The sequence below is a fragment of the Neisseria sp. P0021.S007 genome, assembly GCF_051956855.1.
Genome location: NZ_JBQCXA010000001.1, coordinates 123,098 through 141,125, shown reverse-complemented (window position 1 = coordinate 141,125; position 18,028 = coordinate 123,098). Strand labels below are relative to the sequence as shown.

Sequence of the window (18,028 nt, the reverse complement as noted above, 5' to 3'; positions counted from 1 at the left end):
ATGTGTTAATAGTCTAATTATCTAAAGCTGCCCTATTCTAGGCGTTTTAGCCAAACAGACGGGAAACTTCGGCTGATTTTTTACGGTACGGCAATATGATTTCAACGCGGAACAGGCCGTCTGATTGGATATATCTGATTTTCGCGTCGGTGTCATACATCAAAGTCAGGCGCTCTTTCAGATTGCGCAAGGCCATAGAATTACCTTTATGCGGCTTGGTATTTTCGTTGGGTTCCGTTCCGCACGGATTTTCGATACTGATGAAAATAGATGATTTTTCCAATTTTGTTAATACCGTAATTATCCCTGGACGGTGGATAGATTCGACACCATGGAATACGGCATTTTCCAAAAGCGGTTGCAACAACAGATGCGGTGTTTCCGCATCATCAGGCGCATGGTGCTGCCACATGACCTGTACGCGCATATGTCCCATGCGGATTTGCTCGATGGCAATATATTCCTGCGCCCACTCGATTTCCTGTCCTAAGGTACTGTTTTGACTACCGTCGCGCAGTTGTGCGCGGAACAAGTTGGCCAAATTTTCCAGCAAAGTCTCCGCGTCATACGGACGCAGACGGATTAAGCTGATGGCGGCATTCAAGCTGTTAAACAAGAAATGCGGACGGATACGCGCTGTCAACGCGCTCAGTCTGGCTTCGGAAATGGAAGGCGCAAGGCTATTGCGACGGGCTGCTTCGATGTACATGAAACTGAAACAAAAAAAGGTCAGCAAGAAGAAGTGTTGAATCAGCAGCCAAATTTCCGTCTTCAAAATCACTAGATCGACAAACAAGAAAATCAGCAGGTTGGAGACGTAGGAAACCACAACGCTGTACTGCGAGCGAAGCAGGGAAGGCGCAAATGCCTGTAAGAAATAGACCTTGAGTAAAATTAAGAGGATGACGGGGCAAGCCCATGAAAAATGTTGGAAAATCTGTTCCGGATAAGGCACACCCGATACCGTCATCAACGGAAAGATAAACAAACTGATTAATAAAACAATAAGCAGGCGCACCAAAGTTGCGGAATTGCGCAAATCCGGCACTGCGAAATTCTGGTTTATTTGACGTATAATAGACATGATTTCAACCGTTTTCTTTCATAATGTATAGACGGGTCTGCTATATTGAAGACGTAGACCCTGTTTTTTATTTATATTTTAAGGATGCTGATATGAGCAAGGACAAAACCTGGTCAGGCCGTTTTAACGAACCTGTTTCCGAGCTGGTCAAAAAATATACCGGCTCGATTGATTTTGACAAACGGCTGGCAGAATGGGACATCCAAGGCTCGCTGGCACACGCGCAAATGCTGACACAGTCGGGCGTTTTGAGCGAAGACGACCTCTTTGCCATCCGTCAGGGCATGGCCGAGATTATAGCAGAAATCAAGGAAGGAACGATTTCCTGGTCGCTGGATTTGGAAGATGTCCACATGAACATCGAACGCCGCCTCACCGACAAAATCGGCGATGCCGGCAAACGCCTGCACACCGGCCGCAGCCGCAACGACCAAGTCGCTACCGACATCCGCCTGTGGCTGCGCGACCAGATTACCGTCATTCAAGACCTGATTCAAAACCTTCAGACGGCCTTGGTTGATTTGGCGGAACAAAACGCCGAAACCGTCATGCCCGGCTTTACCCACCTGCAAGTTGCCCAGCCGGTCAGCTTCGGGCATCACATGCTCGCCTACGTTGAAATGCTCGGCCGCGATTTCGAGCGCATGGTCGACTGCCGCAAACGCGTCAACCGTATGCCGCTCGGCGCCGCAGCCCTTGCCGGTACCACCTACCCGATTCAGCGCGAAATCACCGCCGAGCTATTGGGATTTGAGCAAATCTGCCAAAACTCGCTCGATGCCGTGTCTGACCGCGATTTTGCCATTGAGTTCACAGCCGCCGCTTCCCTGATTATGGTTCACCTGAGCCGTCTTTCCGAAGAATTAATTTTATGGATGAGCCCGCGTTTCGGTTTTATCGACATCGCCGACCGTTTCTGCACCGGCTCGTCCATCATGCCGCAAAAGAAAAATCCCGACGTACCCGAACTCGTGCGTGGCAAATCCGGTCGCGTGATTGGCCACCTGATCGGCCTGGTTACCCTGATGAAATCGCAACCTTTGGCATACAACAAAGACAATCAGGAAGACAAAGAGCCTTTGTTTGACACTGCCGACACGCTTATCGACACGCTGCGCATTTACGCCGACATGATGCGCGGCGTCACCGTCAAACCCGACAACATGCGCGCCGCCGTAATGCAGGGTTTTGCAACGGCTACCGACTTGGCGGACTACTTGGTGAAAAAAGGCATGCCTTTCCGCGACAGCCACGAAGTCGTTGCCCAAGCCGTGCGCCATGCCGATGAAGCTGGCGTTGATTTGAGCGAATTGCCGCTCGAAGTCCTGCAAGGTTTTAGCAGTTTGATTGCCGATGATGTTTACAGCGTGCTGACACCTGAAGGCAGCTTAAACGCGCGCAACCACTTGGGCGGCACCGCGCCTGAACAAGTCCGTTTCCAAATTAAACGCTGGCGTGAGTTGTTGGCTTAAACCCATCTAAACACATAATAAAAGGCCGTCTGAAAATTTTCAGACGGCCTTTTGATTACCTGTGTTACACTCAACCTCACAATAAAAACAGATAAAACCTAAACTTACCTTCAAACGAGAAAACACGCCTCCTGACTTTGCCGCCATTTTCAAAAAAGGAGCGAGGATGAAAAACATTGTCTTAAAATTGGCTATGATCTGCCTATTCAGCGGCTGCTATGCCGTATTCGTCGCCTGGGAAAATGGCGGATTCAGCCAGCTCCATGATTTCCAAGCAATAGAGCGCAACGGCATGAGCGCATACCTTCATCAAACCTCCGCCGCCACCATGCAAGCTGAAAAAAACGAGCTGTCGATTTTGCAAAACAACCAAAACAGCTTAGCCTCTTGCGTCGGCATTGAAGCTTTATGCGAACACGCCAAGCCGGGCATCTGGGTTGAACATGCCCAATTCTTACAACACAAGGACACAGGCAAATTATTGGTACTTTCGTTGGAGTATTTGGAAAACAATGACACCGCCAAAACCCTACATAACCGCTATTCTGCATTGCTCCTACCCCAAGCAGACAGAAAGGAAGCGTGGCACTACGCCTGGCGTACATTTTTAAGGTCAGTGACTTTCCTACTGCTCTTCAATTTACTGTCAATGATTTTTGCCCTATTCGAAGAAAAGACAAGCGAAGCATAAAAACATGCCGTCTGAACACATTTTCAGACGGCATGTTTCATTATTAAAGCTTAACGCGGATGAACCATATCGGCAGGAACAACCAATTCGTCAAACTCTTCGCCTGTCAACAAGCCCAGTTCAATGGCGGTTTCGCGCAACGATTTATCGTTTTTATAGGCGGTTTTGGCGACTTTGGCGGCGTTTTCGTAACCGATTTTGCGGTTTAACGCAGTAACCAGCATCAGGGAATGGTGCAGGAAATAGTCGATTTTTTCCGGTACGGGTTCGATGCCGACGGCGCAGTTTTCATTGAAGCTGTTGCACGCATCGCCCAACAGGCGGATGGATTGCAAGAGGTTGTAAGCGATAACGGGCATATAGACGTTCAGCTCGAAGTTGCCCGACGCACCCGCCATGCCGATGGTAACGTCGTTGCCGAACACTTGGCAGCACACCATGGTCATCGCTTCGCATTGGGTCGGGTTGACTTTGCCCGGCATGATGGACGAACCCGGCTCGTTTTCGGGGATTTTGATTTCGCCCAAACCGCAACGCGGGCCGCTTGCCAGCCAGCGGATGTCGTTGGCGATTTTGTTCAAGCTTGCCGCCAGCGTTTTCAGTGCGCCCGAAGCGGCAACGGCGGCATCGCGTCCGCCCAAGGCTTCAAATTTATTCGGCGCGCTGACAAACGGCAGACCGGACAGTTCGGCAAGTTTGGCGGCGGCTTTTTCGGCGTATTCGGGATGGCTGTTCAAACCCGTACCGACTGCCGTGCCGCCTAAGGCGAGTTCGTATAAACCTTTGAGCGCGTCGTTCAGACGGCCTAAGCCGTGATCAAGCTGGGAAACGTAGCCGGAAAACTCTTGTCCTAAAGTCAACGGCGTTGCGTCCTGCAAATGGGTACGGCCGATTTTGACGATGGGGGCAAATTCTTTGGCTTTTTTGTCCAATGTGTCGCGCAGGGCTTTTACTGCCGGAATAAGGTGGCGGTTGATTTCAATCGCGGCAGCAACGTGGATGGCGGTTGGGAACGCATCATTGGTCGATTGCGCGTGGTTCACATGGTCGTTGGGATGGACGGGCTGATACGCCGCCAAACCCGTACCGGCGATTTCGTTGGCACGGTTCGCCAGCACTTCGTTCATGTTCATATTGGACTGCGTACCGGAACCGGTCTGCCACACTACCAATGGGAACTGCCCGTCGAGCTTACCGTTCAACACATCATCCGCCGCCTGCGTAATCAAATCCGCCTGCTCGGGCTTAATCCTGCCGAGGTCGACATTGGTGGCGGCGGCGGCTTTTTTCACCAGCGCCAAAGCATAAATCAGTGGCTGCGGCAGGGTTTCGCCGCCGATTTTGAAATTATTGCGGCTGCGCTGGGTCTGCGCGCCCCAATAGGCTTCGGACGGGACTTCGACATTGCCCATGGTGTCGTGTTCGGTACGGGTGCTCATGCGTTTCTCCTATATTTAAACAGAAATAATAATGATTCGTAAATTTATTATACCCAGCAAAAGGCCGTCTGAAAAGAGAGAGGTTTTCAGACGGCCTTTTGCTTTATCAACCTGAAATATTAATAGAAGATAAAACCCGATTTCGGAGCAAACACAACCTGCGCCGCCACTCCCCTCTTCTAAAAATTTTCCTCCTTGCCGATTTGTATTTTGCGCTAGGTGTTTATCGACAATAAATACCTTATCGTTTCTTTACTTTGTTTTTCTCCAAGAGCATAATGAATAAAAATGATTATCAGGAGATGAAGATGAAACGAAAACATTTGGTTTACCTGTTAATGAGCAGTTTTGCCGCCGCAAACGGTTTTGCCGAAACCTTGGCAGACCCCGATGAAATCCAGCCTGTCAAAACCTTTTCCCCTCCCAAACCGATTGCTCCGACCGCCGCTCAAGGTTATTTCCCCGAAAACCAATTCGACCGCACCGACCGTAGCGATCATTACTTTGTTACCGAAAACATAGACCAAGCCTTCCGTCCTCTGAAAGCAAACAGCGGCTTTTACGGCAAAAGTTTTTACAATTCCATTACCGCGCAAGCGCGCGGGGCAAAAGTGTATGGCGTGGCCAACCTCAATCACACCAAGGCCAACGGCTATAAAGACGGCGACGGCAATCAGACCGATTGGAAATACAGCCGTTTTAATCAAGCTTTGGTACTCGGTTTCGTGCCATCTGAAAATCAAGAATACCGCCTCACCTACCTACACGACGACATCAACAACGACCGCCAGCCGCAGTTCGTCAACGATGCATTGGACACCGAACGCCACATCGCCAAACTCAACGCGCGTTGGGGCAATGCCGATTTGAGCAATACGGTCAGCGCGGAAGCAGGCATCATCAAACTCAAACGCCATGCCGACAATTACTCCCTGCGCCCAAACAACACGCCGCAACAAATGTTTGTAGAACTTGACCGCAAAGTGTACGACTTCTCGCTCAAACACGACGCGGACTTCGGCAAATTCCACAACAACGCCGCCGTCAGCTACCGCAACGACAGCCAAAACGGCGAGCGCAACGCCCACACCGCCATGCGCGACTTCCTCAACGGCTACCGTTTCGCCGATGTACACCTCGACCGCTGGCGCATTGCCGATACCCTGTCTTACAAGTTCAACGACCAACACAAACTGGGTTTGGGCTTAAGCTACGAAATCAACGAAGCGGACGTACGCAAAAATACGGCACAGCCCGCCCATCCGATGAACCGCAACCTTGCCTTCGCCTCATCACAACAAATTTGGAAAACCCATTACGGCTACGACTTCAACGGCAAAGTGCGCCGTCATGCCTTCTCCGGTGAACTCAAATATGATTTCACGCCGTCTGAAACGCAAAAATACAGCGTTTCCCTTGCTCACTTAGAACGAATCGGCGACAACACCGAACGCTTCAACTCGCTTGCCGCCATCGTACAAAACCGCATGAACGGCGCACTGATGAACCAAAATTCAGCCGCCGCCATCGCAGGCAATCCCCTGCTGAAAACCGAAAAACACAACCGCATCAAGCTCACCGCCGACAGCCGCAACGACTACTACAACGGCTACATGAACTCGCTCGCAGGCGCGGGCTGGAACGTGGGAGGCACGCTTGTAGCGGACAAAGTCAAAGACCTGATTATTTTTGACCGCGCACATGGACAAAGCGGCACAGCCTCCAACGGCGGCGGCATCATCACACGCAACGTAGACGCTCGATTGTTTACCGCGCAGGCCTACGCGCGTTACAACTTCAATCCGCATTGGGCGGCAGGCATCAAAGCCGCCTACAACTACGGACACAACGAAACTGACGGCAGGCCGCTCTATCAAATCCGCCCGTTTGAAGCCGCCGTCCAAGCCGACTACAAAAACTACTTTGCCCACGGCAGCTACAACATCGGCGCAGCAACACGCTTTGTCGCCAAACAAACGCGCGGCGATTTTGACGCGGCAAGAGGTCTGGGCATAGACAAACGCGAAGCCGCCAAAGGCTTTACCGTTGCCGACCTTTACGCAGGCGTAAACATCAAAGACAAATACGGCTTGCGCTTGGGCGTAAACAACGTGTTCAACAAAAAATACGCCGAACACATCAGCGGCGACCACGTCCTCGCCCTGTCGCCCAGTGTGGTGTATGCACCGGGCAGGACATATTGGTTGAGTTTGCATGCGGCTTTTTAAAATCAGGCCGTCTGAAAGAATGCCTACACTGGCTTATTAAGAATTAGGAGATAAAAAATGGACATGAAAAGACGCGATTTCTTAAAAATGACCGCCGCTCTGGCAGCCGCAGGCGTTTCGCCTTCATTGTTGGCAGCCGGTAAAGAACAATTTACCGTGTACGGCGCACCGGCAATGCCCAGCGTAACCATTGCCGTAGCGGCGTTGCAAGGCAAGCTGGCGAAACAGGCAGATGTATCGCTGAAAATCTGGCGTTCGCCCGACCAACTGCGCGCAGGCGTAGCAAGCGGACAATTTAAAGTGATGATGAGCCCGAGCAATGTCGGCGTAAACCTGCGCAACCAAGGGCAGAAAGTCGGCATGGTCAATATTTTGACCAACGGCATCACGCAGCTGATGTGCAAAGGCAGTGCGATTGCCTCGCCTCAGGATTTGGTCGGCAAAAAAATCCTCGTACCGTTTAAAAATGATATGCCCGACATCGTGCTGCAAGCCTTACTGAAAAAACTGAAAATCGACGCGCACAAAGTCGGCATCACTTACACCGCCACGCCGCCGGAAGCAGTCGGACTGTTTTTGAGCAAGGACTACCACGCTGCCATCCTGCCCGAACCGATGGCAACCGCCAGCCTACTTAAAGGCAAAACCATGGGCGTAAACGTCGTGCGTGGATTTGACTTGGTGAAAGCATGGGGACAGGCGTTTGACACCAAACCGCTGATTCCGATGGCAGGCATCATCGCCAACGAAGAATATTTCCACGCACACAAAGCGCAGTTCGACATCTTCCATCAGGATTTGAAAAACGCGCTCAACTGGATACTCGCCAACCGTCAGAGCGCCGCGAAAATCGGCAAAAACTACCTCCCCGCCCCCGAACCCGCCCTAGTCATGGGCTTGGACGGCGCGCGGCTGACGGTAACCAAAGGCAGCGAAGTGAAGAACGAGATTTTGAAGTTTTACGAAATCCTGATGCAGTTCAACCCGAAACTCTTGGGCGGCAAGCTGCCGGATAACGGGTTCTTCTTAGCTTAAAAGAGGAGAGAGGCCGTCTGAAAATAGTGAAAGCCATTGAAATTTGACTTATCATTTTTCAGACGGCCTGTTAGGACATTATCAGCAGCGTAGGTCGGATTCTTGAATCCGACATTTCGGCTAAATGGGGGCTGTCGGATACGAGTATCCGACCTACTTTTTTCAGACGGCCTATCCTTGCCAAAACATAACGACAAACCAACACCCAAACCATGATTAAAACCGACAAAATCCGCAAACCGCAGCCTGCGCTGTTTTACATCATCGACTACCTTTGGAGCGGCTTTGCCGGTCTAGGCGTGGCGATGGTAGTGGTGGCGTTGTGGGCGTGGGGCAGTGCCGTGTTCGGCGAGTTTATGCTGCCTGCGCCGGTGGAGGTGTTTCAAAAATCTTTGGCTTTATTGAAACATTTTCAGGAAAACGAAATCGGGATTTCGCTGTGGCGGTCGGTGGTGGGGATTTCGGTTGCGCTGGTAGCGGGATTGGCGGCGGGACTGGTGGCGGGCAGTTTTAAGACGGCGATGGCATTGCTTAAACCTGTGATTACGACTTTGTTGGCGATGCCGCCGATTATTTGGGTGGTGATGGCTCTGTTTTGGTTCGGGTTCGGCAATCCGAGCGTGCTGTTTACCATCATTGTGTTGGTTGCGCCGCTGACGTTTGCGAGTGCGGCGGTCGGGATGGCGAGCGTGAACAAGCAGCATGAGGAATTGTTTGACGCTTATAAATTAGGCCGTCTGAAAAAAATCCGTTATCTGTATATCCCGCATCTGACGGGTTATGTGATTTCCAGCATCGGCGTGGCGGTGGCGATGGGGGTGAAGGTGGTGATTATGGCGGAACTCTTGGGCGCGAGCGAAGGCGTAGGCGCGCGGATTGCAGACGCGAGGGCGATGCTGGAGACTTCGACGGTGATGGCTTATGTGGTGTTGGTTATCGTGTTTGTGTCACTGTTTGAATACCTGATTACCAAACCTTTGGAAATTTTGTTTATGCCGTGGAGGAGATGATGCTCTGTCTTGAAAACGTGCGTTTTGAAATTCTCCGCGACCCCATCGTGCGCGATTTCAGTTTGAACCTGCAACATGGCGAAGTGAAAGCTTTGTTCGGGCCGAGCGGCTGTGGCAAGACGACGGTTTTGCGTTTGATTGCGGGCTTGGAAACGCCGAAATCGGGCACGATACGCAATACTTTCCGCAAAACGGGTTTTCTGTTTCAGGAAAACCGCCTGCCGGGAAACTTGACCGCGATGCAGAATATCGCTATTTTTATGGACAAACCCGATGAAGGCGAAATCATCGCGCTGGCGGCGAAAGTCGGGCTGACTGCGGGCGATTTGAACAAATATCCGACCGAATTGTCCGGCGGCATGGCGAAACGGGTAGCATTTTTGCGCCTGCTGCTGTGCGGCTGCGACCTTGCCTTGCTGGACGAGCCGTTCGTCGGTTTGGACCGCGATTTGCGCGATATTTTGGTCGCCATGCTGGTGGAAAAAATCGAGCGGCAGGGCATGGCGTGTATGCTGGTAACGCACGACCGCTTCGAAGCCGCACGCCTGAGCCATGAAATCATGCTGCTTTCCACTAAGGGCATGAACGTGCAAAACGTGATTACCCTGCCTACGCCGCTGTCCGAACGCGATTCGGCTTTTGAAGAAGCCGTGGTGGCAAGAGAGTTTCAGGGGATTCATTATTATGAGTGATAGGAATTTAAATTTCTGACAAACCTTGCGGTTCGTTGCCCTCTCCCTAACCCTCTCCCACGGGGAAAGGGGATCAGGTTTCTCAAAATCAGAGAGCCGTAGAATTGGGAATCAGATGTCAGGTAAACCTGAAAATGTTCAGGCTCGACAGCCCAATTCCCTCTCCCCGTGGGAGATGGCTAGGGAGAGGGTAAGCAAGCCGCAGGCTTGCCTCTTTAGCGAAAGATACGAATCTGTTATCCGAACGCGATTCGGTTTTTGAAAAAGCCGTGGTGCCAAGGGGGCAGGGGATTCATTATGAGGTGCTTTATGTTTTCGACTGTGATTACTGCTGCTGTTTTATATATTGCTACAGCAGTAGATTTGTTGGTAATACTATTAATATTTTTTGCTAGAGCAAATACTAGAAAAGAATATCGAGATATTTATATCGGACAATATTTAGGTTCTGTAATTTTAATATTAGTTAGTTTATTTCTAGCTTTTGTTTTGCATTATGTTCCGGAAAAATGGGTGTTGGGTTTATTAGGTTTAATACCGATTTACTTAGGTATTAAAGTTGCTATTTACGACGATTGTGAGGGCGAAAAAAGAGCTAAAAAAGAATTGGATGAAAAAGGGTTGTCAAAATTAGTCGGTATTGTTGCTTTGGTTACAGTTGCTAGTTGTGGTGCAGATAATATTGGACTTTTTGTTCCTTACTTTGTGACTTTAGATCTTGTCGACTTATTAGTTACTCTTCTTGTATTTTTAATATTGATTTTTGTTTTAGTATATACAGCACAAAGATTGGCTAATATTTCAGGTGTTGGTGAAATTGTAGAGAAGTTTAGTCGTTGGATAATGGCTGTTATTTATATTGGTTTAGGGTTATTTATTATTATTGAAAATAATACAATTCGAACAATAATATCAATAATATGAATGATACGGGCATTTGAGTATCTGACAAACCTTGCGGTTCGTTGCCCTCTCCCTAACCCTCTCCCACGGGGAGAGGGAATCAGGTTTCTGAAAATCAGAGGGCGCTCGACAGCCTAATCCCCTCTCCCCGTGGGAGAGGGCTAGGGAGAGGGCAAGCAAGCCGCAGGCTTGCCTCTTTGGCGAAAAATACAACCCTGTCCGCCCAATAAATCCATATCCGAAAGCATCTTCATGCAGAATCAAGCCAAGCCATGAATAAATTTTTCACCCACCCCATGCGGCCGTTTTTTGTCGGTGCGGCGGTACTTGCCATATTCGGCGCGTTGGTGTTTTTCATCAGCCCCGGTGCCGTCATTTTGCACCGCCAAATCTTCTTAGAACTCATGCTGCCTGCGGCATACGGCGGCTTCCTGACTGCCGCCATGCTCGAATGGACGGGCTATCAAGGCCGTCTGAAACCTGTCGCTACTTTGATGGCGGCATTGTTGCTCGCCGCATCCGCCATACTGCCCTTTTCGCCGCAAACTGCCTCGTTTTTCGTTGCCGCCTATTGGCTGGTATTGCTGCTGTTTTGCGCCTGGCTGATTTGGCTTGACCGAAACACTGACAACTTTGCCCTACTAATGCTGCTTGCCGCGTTTACCGTTTTTCAGACGGCCTATGCCGTCAGCGGCGATTTAAACCTGTTGCGTGCGCAAGTACATCTGAACATGGCGGCGGTCATGTTTGTATCCGTCCGCGTCAGTATTCTTTTGGGCGCGGAAGCCCTTAAAGAATGCCGTCTGAAAGACCCTGTTTTTATTCCAAATATCGTTTATAAAAACATCGCCATCACCTTCCTGCTGCTGCACGCCGCCGCCGAACTTTGGCTGCCAGTGCAAACCGCCGGTTTTACCGCGCTTGCCGTCGGCTTTATCCTGCTCGCCAAGCTGCGTGAGCTTCACCATCACGAACTCCTGCGCAAACACTACGTCCGCACTTATTACCTGCTCCAACTCTTTGCCGCCGCAGGCTATCTGTGGACAGGCGCGGCGAAACTGCAAAATCTGCCCTCCTCCGCCCCATTACACCTGATTACCCTCGGCGGCATGATGGGGGGCGTGATGATGGTGTGGCTGACCGCCGGGCTGTGGCACAGCGGCTTTACCAAACTCGACTACCCCAAGCTCTGCCGCATTGCCGTCCCCATCCTCTTCGCCGCCGCCGTCTCGCGCGCTGTTTTAATGAACGTGAACCCGATATTCTTCATCACCATTCCTACGATTCTGACCATCGCCGTGTTCGTACTGTATCTTTTCACGTTTGTACCGATATTTCGGGAAAATGCGTTTACGGATGATCCGGAATAAAACAAAAGGCCGTCTGAAACTTTCAAACGGCCTTAGCTTTAAATAAATGCTTTATTTGTTGGCGTTCAAATAAAGATTAATTAGGCGTGTAGTGGAACTGTCGTGTTTTTGCACTTCGGTCTCGCCGGTCAATTCGGCAAGAATGGTTTTGGCCAGTTGTTTACCGAGTTCTACGCCCCATTGGTCAAAGCTGTTGATGCCCCAAATAATGCCTTGAACGAAAGTTTTGTGTTCGTACATGGCAATCAGGCTGCCCATATTGCGCGGGTTGATTTTGTCCATTAGGATGAGGTTGGTCGGGCGGTTGCCTGAGAAGGTTTTGTGCGGAACCAGCTCTTCGATACGCTCTGCTTCCATGCCTTGGGCTTGAAGCTCGGTGCGGACTTCGTCAGGCGTTTTGCCGCGCATAAAGGCTTCGGCTTGGGCAAAGACGTTCGCCAGCAGGATTTCGTGGTGACCGCGCAGGTTGCTGCGTTTTTCAAGGGAGGCGATGAGGTCAATCGGCGTGATGTGCGTACCTTGGTGCAGCAGTTGGAAGAAGGCGTGCTGGCCGTTGATGCCGGTTTCGCCCCAAATAATCGGCGAAGTTTCGTAACCGACCGGTTTACCGTCAAGGGTAACTTGTTTGCCGTTGCTCTCCATGTCGAGCTGCTGGATGAATTTGGGCAGGCGGTGAAGATGTTGGTCGTAAGGCGCGATAACATGGCTGCCGCCGCCGTAGTAATTGATGTACCAGATGCCGATGAGGGCGAGGATGACGGGCATGTTGCGCTCTAGCGGCGTGTTGATGAAGTGTTGGTCCATCAAGTGCGCGCCGTTGAGCATTTCGATGAAGTTTTCTTCGCCGAGATACAGCATAATCGGCAGGCCGATGGCCGACCACAGGCTGTATCGTCCGCCGACCCAGTCCCAAAATTCAAACATATTGGCGGTATCGATACCGAATTCGGCAACGGCTTTTTGGTTGGTCGATACGGCAACGAAGTGTTTGGCCACGGCGCTTTCATCGCCTGCATGATCCAAGAACCATTTACGCGCGGTCAGGGCGTTGGTCAGGGTTTCTTGGGTGGTAAAGGTTTTGGACGCAATGATGAACAGCGTAGTTTCAGGGTGGACTTTGGACAATACGTCGCGCAGTTGGGAGCCGTCCACATTGGAGACGAAGTGCATGTTCAAACGCGGATGGCCGAAAGGCTTGAGCGCGGTACACATCATCAGAGGACCGAGGTCAGAGCCGCCGATACCGATGTTGACGACGTCGGTAATGACTTGATTGGTATAGCCCAACCAGCTGCCGCTGCGGACTTCATGCGCGAACTCGCCCATGCGTTGCAGGACATGGTTGACCTTAGGCATGACATCTTCGCCATCCACGACGATAGGGGCGTTGGTGCGGTTGCGCAGGGCGACGTGGAGAACGGCGCGGTTTTCCGTCGTATTGATTTTTTCGCCGTGGAACATTTGCTGCATCCGCTCCGGTACGCCTGCTTCACGCGCCAGCTCGAACAACAGTGCCATGGTTTCGTCGTTGATACGGTTTTTAGAATAATCCAAAGTCAGGCCGCCAACCTGCAGCCAGTAGCGCTCGGCACGTTCGGGATCTTGCTCGAACATTTCGCGCATGTGTTGTTCTTTGGTTTCGTCAAAATGTATCCATAATTTTGACCAAGCTGGTAAATCGTGAAGGTGTTTCATCGGATGCTCTCCTGGATAGTGGACAGTTTTGTTGAGAAAACGGCCGTGAGGTCGTCTGAAACGGGAACGGGGTGGTTTCCGTTTTTTGAGGTTTCAGACGGCCTTGATGTGGGTTGGGGCTGTCTGAAGATATCAATGAAGAATCAATCTTTATCGTATTCGATGTGCTTGTTATGTATGCTTTTTTTACTTTTTTGCAGTTGCGTACTGGCAGTATCGCCCAAACGCAAGGCCAAGCCGATGGCAAGAATATCGATAACGGCCAGCTGCAGAAGACGGGACACCATAGGCGTATAAAGCTCGGCATTTTCCTGAGTAGCAATGCTCAATACACAGTCGGCCATTTGAGCCAACGGTGAATCATTGCGGGTCAGCGCGATAACGGCTGCGCCGTTTTCTTTGGCGATACTGGCCGCATCCAACAATTCGATAGATGAGCCGGTATTGGAAATCGCCACCAACACATCCTGCTCGGTCAATACGGAAGCCGCCATCAGCTGGGTATGTGTATCGACATAGGCAACGGTGGACATACCGAAGCGGAAGAATTTGTGTTGCGCATCTTGGGCAACGATGCCGGAGTTGCCGACACCATAAAACTCAACGCGTCGCGCGTGCATCAGAATGGCAATCGCGTTTTCCAGCTCGGATTCTTTCAGGAAACGGCGCTCACCCAAGAGGGAGGCTGCGGCATTGCCCAATACTTTTTCGACCACGCTGCCCATGTTGTCATCGGCGTTTAATTCTTCATGAACGTAAGGCATGCCTTCGTGGCCGATGCTGGCAGACAAAGCGAGTTTGAACTCAGGCAAGCCTTTGTAACCCAAGCTGCGGCAGAAACGGATTACAGTCGGCTGACTGACGGAAGCACGCTCGGCGATTTCCGCCACAGCAGCATGAACGAACCATTTCGGCTCGGCCAACGCAGATTCGGCAACTTTGCGTTCTGCGCCGGAGAGGTTGGACAATGATTCGCTGATTTTGCTTAACATATACTCTACCCTTTGATTCTTTGACGTTCAGGACAAGGTTTTTTTCCACCCCCTGCCCTGCACCGCCGTTTGTGTGTTTAAACGTTATTTAAATGATTGTCTAATGCGACCGCCGCGCCGACGATGCCCGGAAATTCGCTCAATACGACATACACGGGAATAGCGGCAAGATAAGCCTCAAAGCGGCCTTTGTTTTCAAAGCGGCTGCGGAATGGAGACGTTTTAAAGTAATCCAACACGCGCGGGATAATCCCGCCGCACAAATACACGCCGCCGCGCGCACCCAATGACAAAGCCAAATTGGAAGCAACCGTACCCAGCATGGCGCAGAAAATATCCAAAGTCTGACGGCAAATCGGCGATGTTCCGCTCAATGTCTTATCGGTGATTTCAGAAGGCTTCAGACGGCATTGTTTGATGTTGTCGCGTTTGGCCAATGCTTCGTAAATCAGGCTCAGACCTGCGCCGCTCAAGAAACGCTCGGCAGAAACATGGCCGTATTTGTTTTTAGCGTATTGCCAAATCAATACTTCCATATCGTCAAACGGCGGGAAGCTGGTATGGCCGCCCTCGCCTGCCAACGCCACCCAGCCGGCAGCGCTGTGCACCAAACCGCTGACACCCAAACCGGTACCCGGACCGATAACGGCTTTAGGCGCAAATTCGATTGGTTTTTGACCGCCGATTTGTATCAAGTCTTTCTTATCGGTTTTTGTTACCGCCAAAGCCTGGGCGGTAAAGTCGTTCAACAGAATCAACGTTTCAAAACCCAAAGCCTGGCGGGTGGTTTCGATGGAGAATGCCCAGTGGTGGTTGGTCATCTGCACCCAGTCGCCCAAAATCGGATTGGCAATCGCAAAGGCGGCGTGCAAAACTTTCGGACTGCCTGCGCGTTCCAAATAAGTTTTGGCGGCATCAACAATGGTGTCGTAATCCTGGCAAGGCAAGACTTCAGCCTTTTCAATGACCTGTGGTGCAGTTTCAAGTGCAAAACGGGCATTCGTACCGCCGATATCGGCGACCAAACGAGGATAAGCTTCAGTGTGCATAGTAGACATGGCAGTTAATCCCTTGATGATTGAGAATCAGGCTGGTCGGATATTCGGTATCGACCCTTGCTGCAGCCTTGTCGAATACCGCTTTTTTCTCTGCGCCTTGAATGGCCAAAAATACATTCGGCGTTTTGGCAATCGCACCCAAAGTCATACTCACACGCTCATGCGGCGCGGTAACCGGCGTAGTATGAATCAATGTCGGGTCATTGGCTTCATTGATTGCTGCCTGTAATTGAGGCGCTTGAGGGAACAACGACGCCGTATGTCCGTCCCCTCCCATGCCCAACACCAGCACATCAGGTTGCTTATAATGTTTCAATGCGTAAGCAACGACAACTTCAGGTTGTAATTCAGTTTCAGACTTTCCGTCTTCAACAACAGGAATCCATGTGGCAACGGCCGCGTTATTTTTGAGCAGATATTCGCGTACCAAGCCTGTATTGCTGTCGGCATGCGTGGTCGGAACGATACGCTCGTCCACCAAAGTAATGCCGACGTTTTGCCAATTTAAATCTTTTTGCGACAAAGCCTCGAAAAACGCAATCGGCGAACGACCGCCGGAAACGGCCAAAACCGCATGGCCTTTCTCATTCAACGCGGCTTGCAATGCGGCGGCAACGGCATCGGCGAGAGCTTGCGCAGCAGTTGCAGCATTTTCTTGTTCGTGCCAAACAAACATGTTTCGTCCTTTCATGGTTTCAGACGGCCTTTTGTTGGAAAACAAGGCCGTCTGAAAGAAATATTATTGCTCTTCGTGCCACTTGTTACCGTCACGGGCCAACAGCGCGCGCGCAGCTTCAGGACCCCAAGAATGGGCTTCGTAAGCATGTGGAGGCGTTGTATTGTTCGCCCAGTTTTCCAGGATAGGCATCACATATTCCCAAGCGGCTTCGAGTTCGTCACGACGGTTGAACAAAGCGAGTTTGCCGTTAATCACATCCAGCAGCAGGCGTTCATAAGCCTCGGCACGGCGACCCTCGACGGCTGTGCCCAAGTCCACGCCAATCGGTGTCACTTCGACTTTGTTGCCAGCACCCGGGGTTTTCACTTGTGTGTAAAGACGGACGGATTCGGTCGGTTGTAGTTCAATAACCAAACGATTCGGCGCAGGTTGGCTGTTGTCAAAAATATGGTTTTGCAGCGGACGGAAGTTCAACACGATTTCCGCCACTTTGCCTGCCATGCGTTTGCCGGTACGCAGGTAGAAAGGTACGCCTTTCCAACGCTCGTTTTCGATTTCGGCTTTGATGGCAACATAGGTTTCAGTGAAACTGTCTTTCGGTACGTCGACTTCTTCCAGATAGCCGTTCATACCGTTTGCTGCAACATATTGGCCGCGAATAACATTTTCGTTGACGGATTCGATGGTCAGCGGTTTCAGCGATTTGATGACTTTCACTTTCTCGTCGCGTACGGCATCGGCATCCAAGCTTGCCGGCGCTTCCATCGCAGTCATACAAAGCATTTGCATCAAGTGGTTTTGCACCATATCGCGCAATGCGCCGGTAATGTCGTAAAACTCACCGCGTTCTTCCACGCCCAACTGCTCGGCGATGGTCAGCTGTACGCTTTCAATATATTTGTTGTTCCACAAAGGCTCGAACATCACATTAGCAAAACGCAAGGCCAGCAGGTTTTGCAGGCTTTCTTTACCCAAATAATGGTCGATACGGTAGATTTGTTCTTCTTTGAAATAACGGGCTACATCTGTATTGATTTGTTGGGAAGAAGCCAAGTCCGTACCCAACGGTTTTTCCAAAACCACGCGCACGTTATCGGCATTCAAACCGATTTCGGCAAGATTTTCACAGGCTTGTGCAAAGAATTTCGGCGCAGTTGAGAGGTAGATCACGACATTCTCAGTATTCTTGCGCGCTTTTACCAAGTCGCCCAAAGCAATGAAGTCGTCTTTCTTTGTCACATCGACTTTCAAATACTCAAGACGTTGGATAAACGATGCCCACGCTTCATCTGAGAAGTTTTGTTTGACATGGATTTTAGAATTCGTTTCCACTTTAGCCAAAAAGCCGGCGGTATCCAATTCGCTGCGGCTTACGCCCAAAATACGACCTTCGGGATGAAGCAAACCGGCTACATGCGCCTGATACAGGCAAGGCAAAAGTTTACGCATTGCCAAATCGCCGGTCGCGCCAAACAACACCAAATCAAAATTTGTCTGTGTACTCATTGTTTCATCTCTCGTTGAGGAAGCTTGCTTCAAAACTTTTGGACTGTCGTCATCCATAAAAATCGATTAAAATCAAAAGCCTTTAAGCAATAAGCAGTAAAGAACCAATCGCCTGCACCAAAATTTCAAACAAGCGGGCTAATGAGTAGTAATACTACACATGGCTACACATTT

The 18,028-nt window shown here is 50.6% G+C and carries 15 protein-coding genes; 8 read left to right on the top strand and 7 right to left on the bottom strand.

Annotated features, from left to right (window positions below; genetic code table 11):
* Window positions 1-46: 46 nt before the first annotated feature.
* Window positions 47-1,084 (bottom strand): sensor histidine kinase, encoded by a 1,038-nt coding sequence (locus tag ACTHUR_RS00670; RefSeq protein ID WP_004519364.1) that lies wholly within the window; start codon window positions 1,082-1,084, stop codon window positions 47-49.
* Window positions 1,085-1,176: 92 nt separating this feature from the next.
* Here ACTHUR_RS00670 and argH point away from each other — a divergent pair, with 92 nt between their 5' ends.
* Together argH and ACTHUR_RS00660 are read left to right on the top strand one after the other, a co-directional pair.
* Entirely contained in the window at window positions 1,177-2,556 is a 1,380-nt protein-coding gene (argH, locus tag ACTHUR_RS00665; RefSeq protein ID WP_440361148.1) for an argininosuccinate lyase, read from the top strand.
* Between the two features lie 166 nt (window positions 2,557-2,722).
* Entirely contained in the window at window positions 2,723-3,247 is a 525-nt protein-coding gene (locus tag ACTHUR_RS00660) for a hypothetical protein (protein ID WP_107867753.1), read from the top strand.
* A 50-nt stretch (window positions 3,248-3,297) separates the two neighbouring features.
* Here the strand turns inward: ACTHUR_RS00660 and fumC are convergent, their stop codons facing one another.
* Entirely contained in the window at window positions 3,298-4,686 is a 1,389-nt protein-coding gene (gene fumC, locus ACTHUR_RS00655) for a class II fumarate hydratase (RefSeq protein WP_107867754.1), read from the bottom strand.
* Window positions 4,687-4,994: 308 nt separating this feature from the next.
* Between fumC and ACTHUR_RS00650 the strand changes: the two genes are divergently transcribed.
* The 6 genes from ACTHUR_RS00650 to ACTHUR_RS00625 all read left to right on the top strand — a co-directional run bounded on the left by ACTHUR_RS00650 (window position 4,995) and on the right by ACTHUR_RS00625 (window position 11,924).
* On the top strand, window positions 4,995-6,914 hold the full coding sequence (locus ACTHUR_RS00650; RefSeq protein WP_107867755.1) for a TonB-dependent receptor: 1,920 nt from the start codon (window positions 4,995-4,997) through the stop codon (window positions 6,912-6,914).
* A 57-nt stretch (window positions 6,915-6,971) separates the two neighbouring features.
* Entirely contained in the window at window positions 6,972-7,949 is a 978-nt protein-coding gene (locus ACTHUR_RS00645; RefSeq protein WP_049335420.1) for an ABC transporter substrate-binding protein, read from the top strand.
* 212 nt (window positions 7,950-8,161) lie between these two features.
* Window positions 8,162-8,959 carry an ABC transporter permease gene (locus ACTHUR_RS00640; RefSeq protein ID WP_049335418.1) on the top strand — a complete coding sequence of 266 codons (798 nt, stop codon included), beginning with the start codon at window positions 8,162-8,164 and terminating at the stop codon, window positions 8,957-8,959.
* Window positions 8,959-9,651, top strand: coding sequence for an ATP-binding cassette domain-containing protein (locus ACTHUR_RS00635; RefSeq protein WP_009310824.1), 693 nt, complete (start codon window positions 8,959-8,961; stop codon window positions 9,649-9,651). The genes ACTHUR_RS00640 and ACTHUR_RS00635 overlap by 1 nt, the downstream gene beginning before the upstream one ends.
* A gap of 309 nt (window positions 9,652-9,960) precedes the next feature.
* Entirely contained in the window at window positions 9,961-10,575 is a 615-nt protein-coding gene (locus ACTHUR_RS00630) for a CadD family cadmium resistance transporter (protein WP_049335602.1), read from the top strand.
* 251 nt (window positions 10,576-10,826) lie between these two features.
* Window positions 10,827-11,924: an NnrS family protein gene (locus ACTHUR_RS00625; protein WP_070695338.1), complete on the top strand. Its 1,098-nt coding sequence runs from the start codon at window positions 10,827-10,829 to the stop codon at window positions 11,922-11,924.
* Window positions 11,925-11,975: 51 nt separating this feature from the next.
* On the opposite strand, the gene pgi is transcribed toward ACTHUR_RS00625, so the two are convergent.
* From pgi to zwf, 5 genes are all read right to left on the bottom strand, one after another.
* The gene (gene pgi / locus ACTHUR_RS00620; protein ID WP_049335414.1) at window positions 11,976-13,619 is read right to left on the bottom strand and encodes a glucose-6-phosphate isomerase; all 1,644 of its coding nucleotides are present in this window, start codon (window positions 13,617-13,619) and stop codon (window positions 11,976-11,978) included.
* Window positions 13,620-13,762: 143 nt separating this feature from the next.
* Complete coding sequence (gene hexR, locus ACTHUR_RS00615; RefSeq protein ID WP_004519348.1) at window positions 13,763-14,611, bottom strand: DNA-binding transcriptional regulator HexR; 849 nt, start codon at window positions 14,609-14,611, stop codon at window positions 13,763-13,765.
* Between the two features lie 77 nt (window positions 14,612-14,688).
* Window positions 14,689-15,669 (bottom strand): glucokinase, encoded by a 981-nt coding sequence (locus ACTHUR_RS00610; RefSeq protein WP_039861966.1) that lies wholly within the window; start codon window positions 15,667-15,669, stop codon window positions 14,689-14,691.
* Window positions 15,650-16,345 carry a 6-phosphogluconolactonase gene (gene pgl / locus ACTHUR_RS00605; RefSeq protein WP_039861965.1) on the bottom strand — a complete coding sequence of 232 codons (696 nt, stop codon included), beginning with the start codon at window positions 16,343-16,345 and terminating at the stop codon, window positions 15,650-15,652. Before pgl ends, ACTHUR_RS00610 begins: the two co-directional genes overlap by 20 nt.
* Window positions 16,346-16,408: 63 nt before the next feature.
* Window positions 16,409-17,854: a glucose-6-phosphate dehydrogenase gene (zwf, locus tag ACTHUR_RS00600; protein WP_039862026.1), complete on the bottom strand. Its 1,446-nt coding sequence runs from the start codon at window positions 17,852-17,854 to the stop codon at window positions 16,409-16,411.
* Window positions 17,855-18,028: the final 174 nt, after the last annotated feature.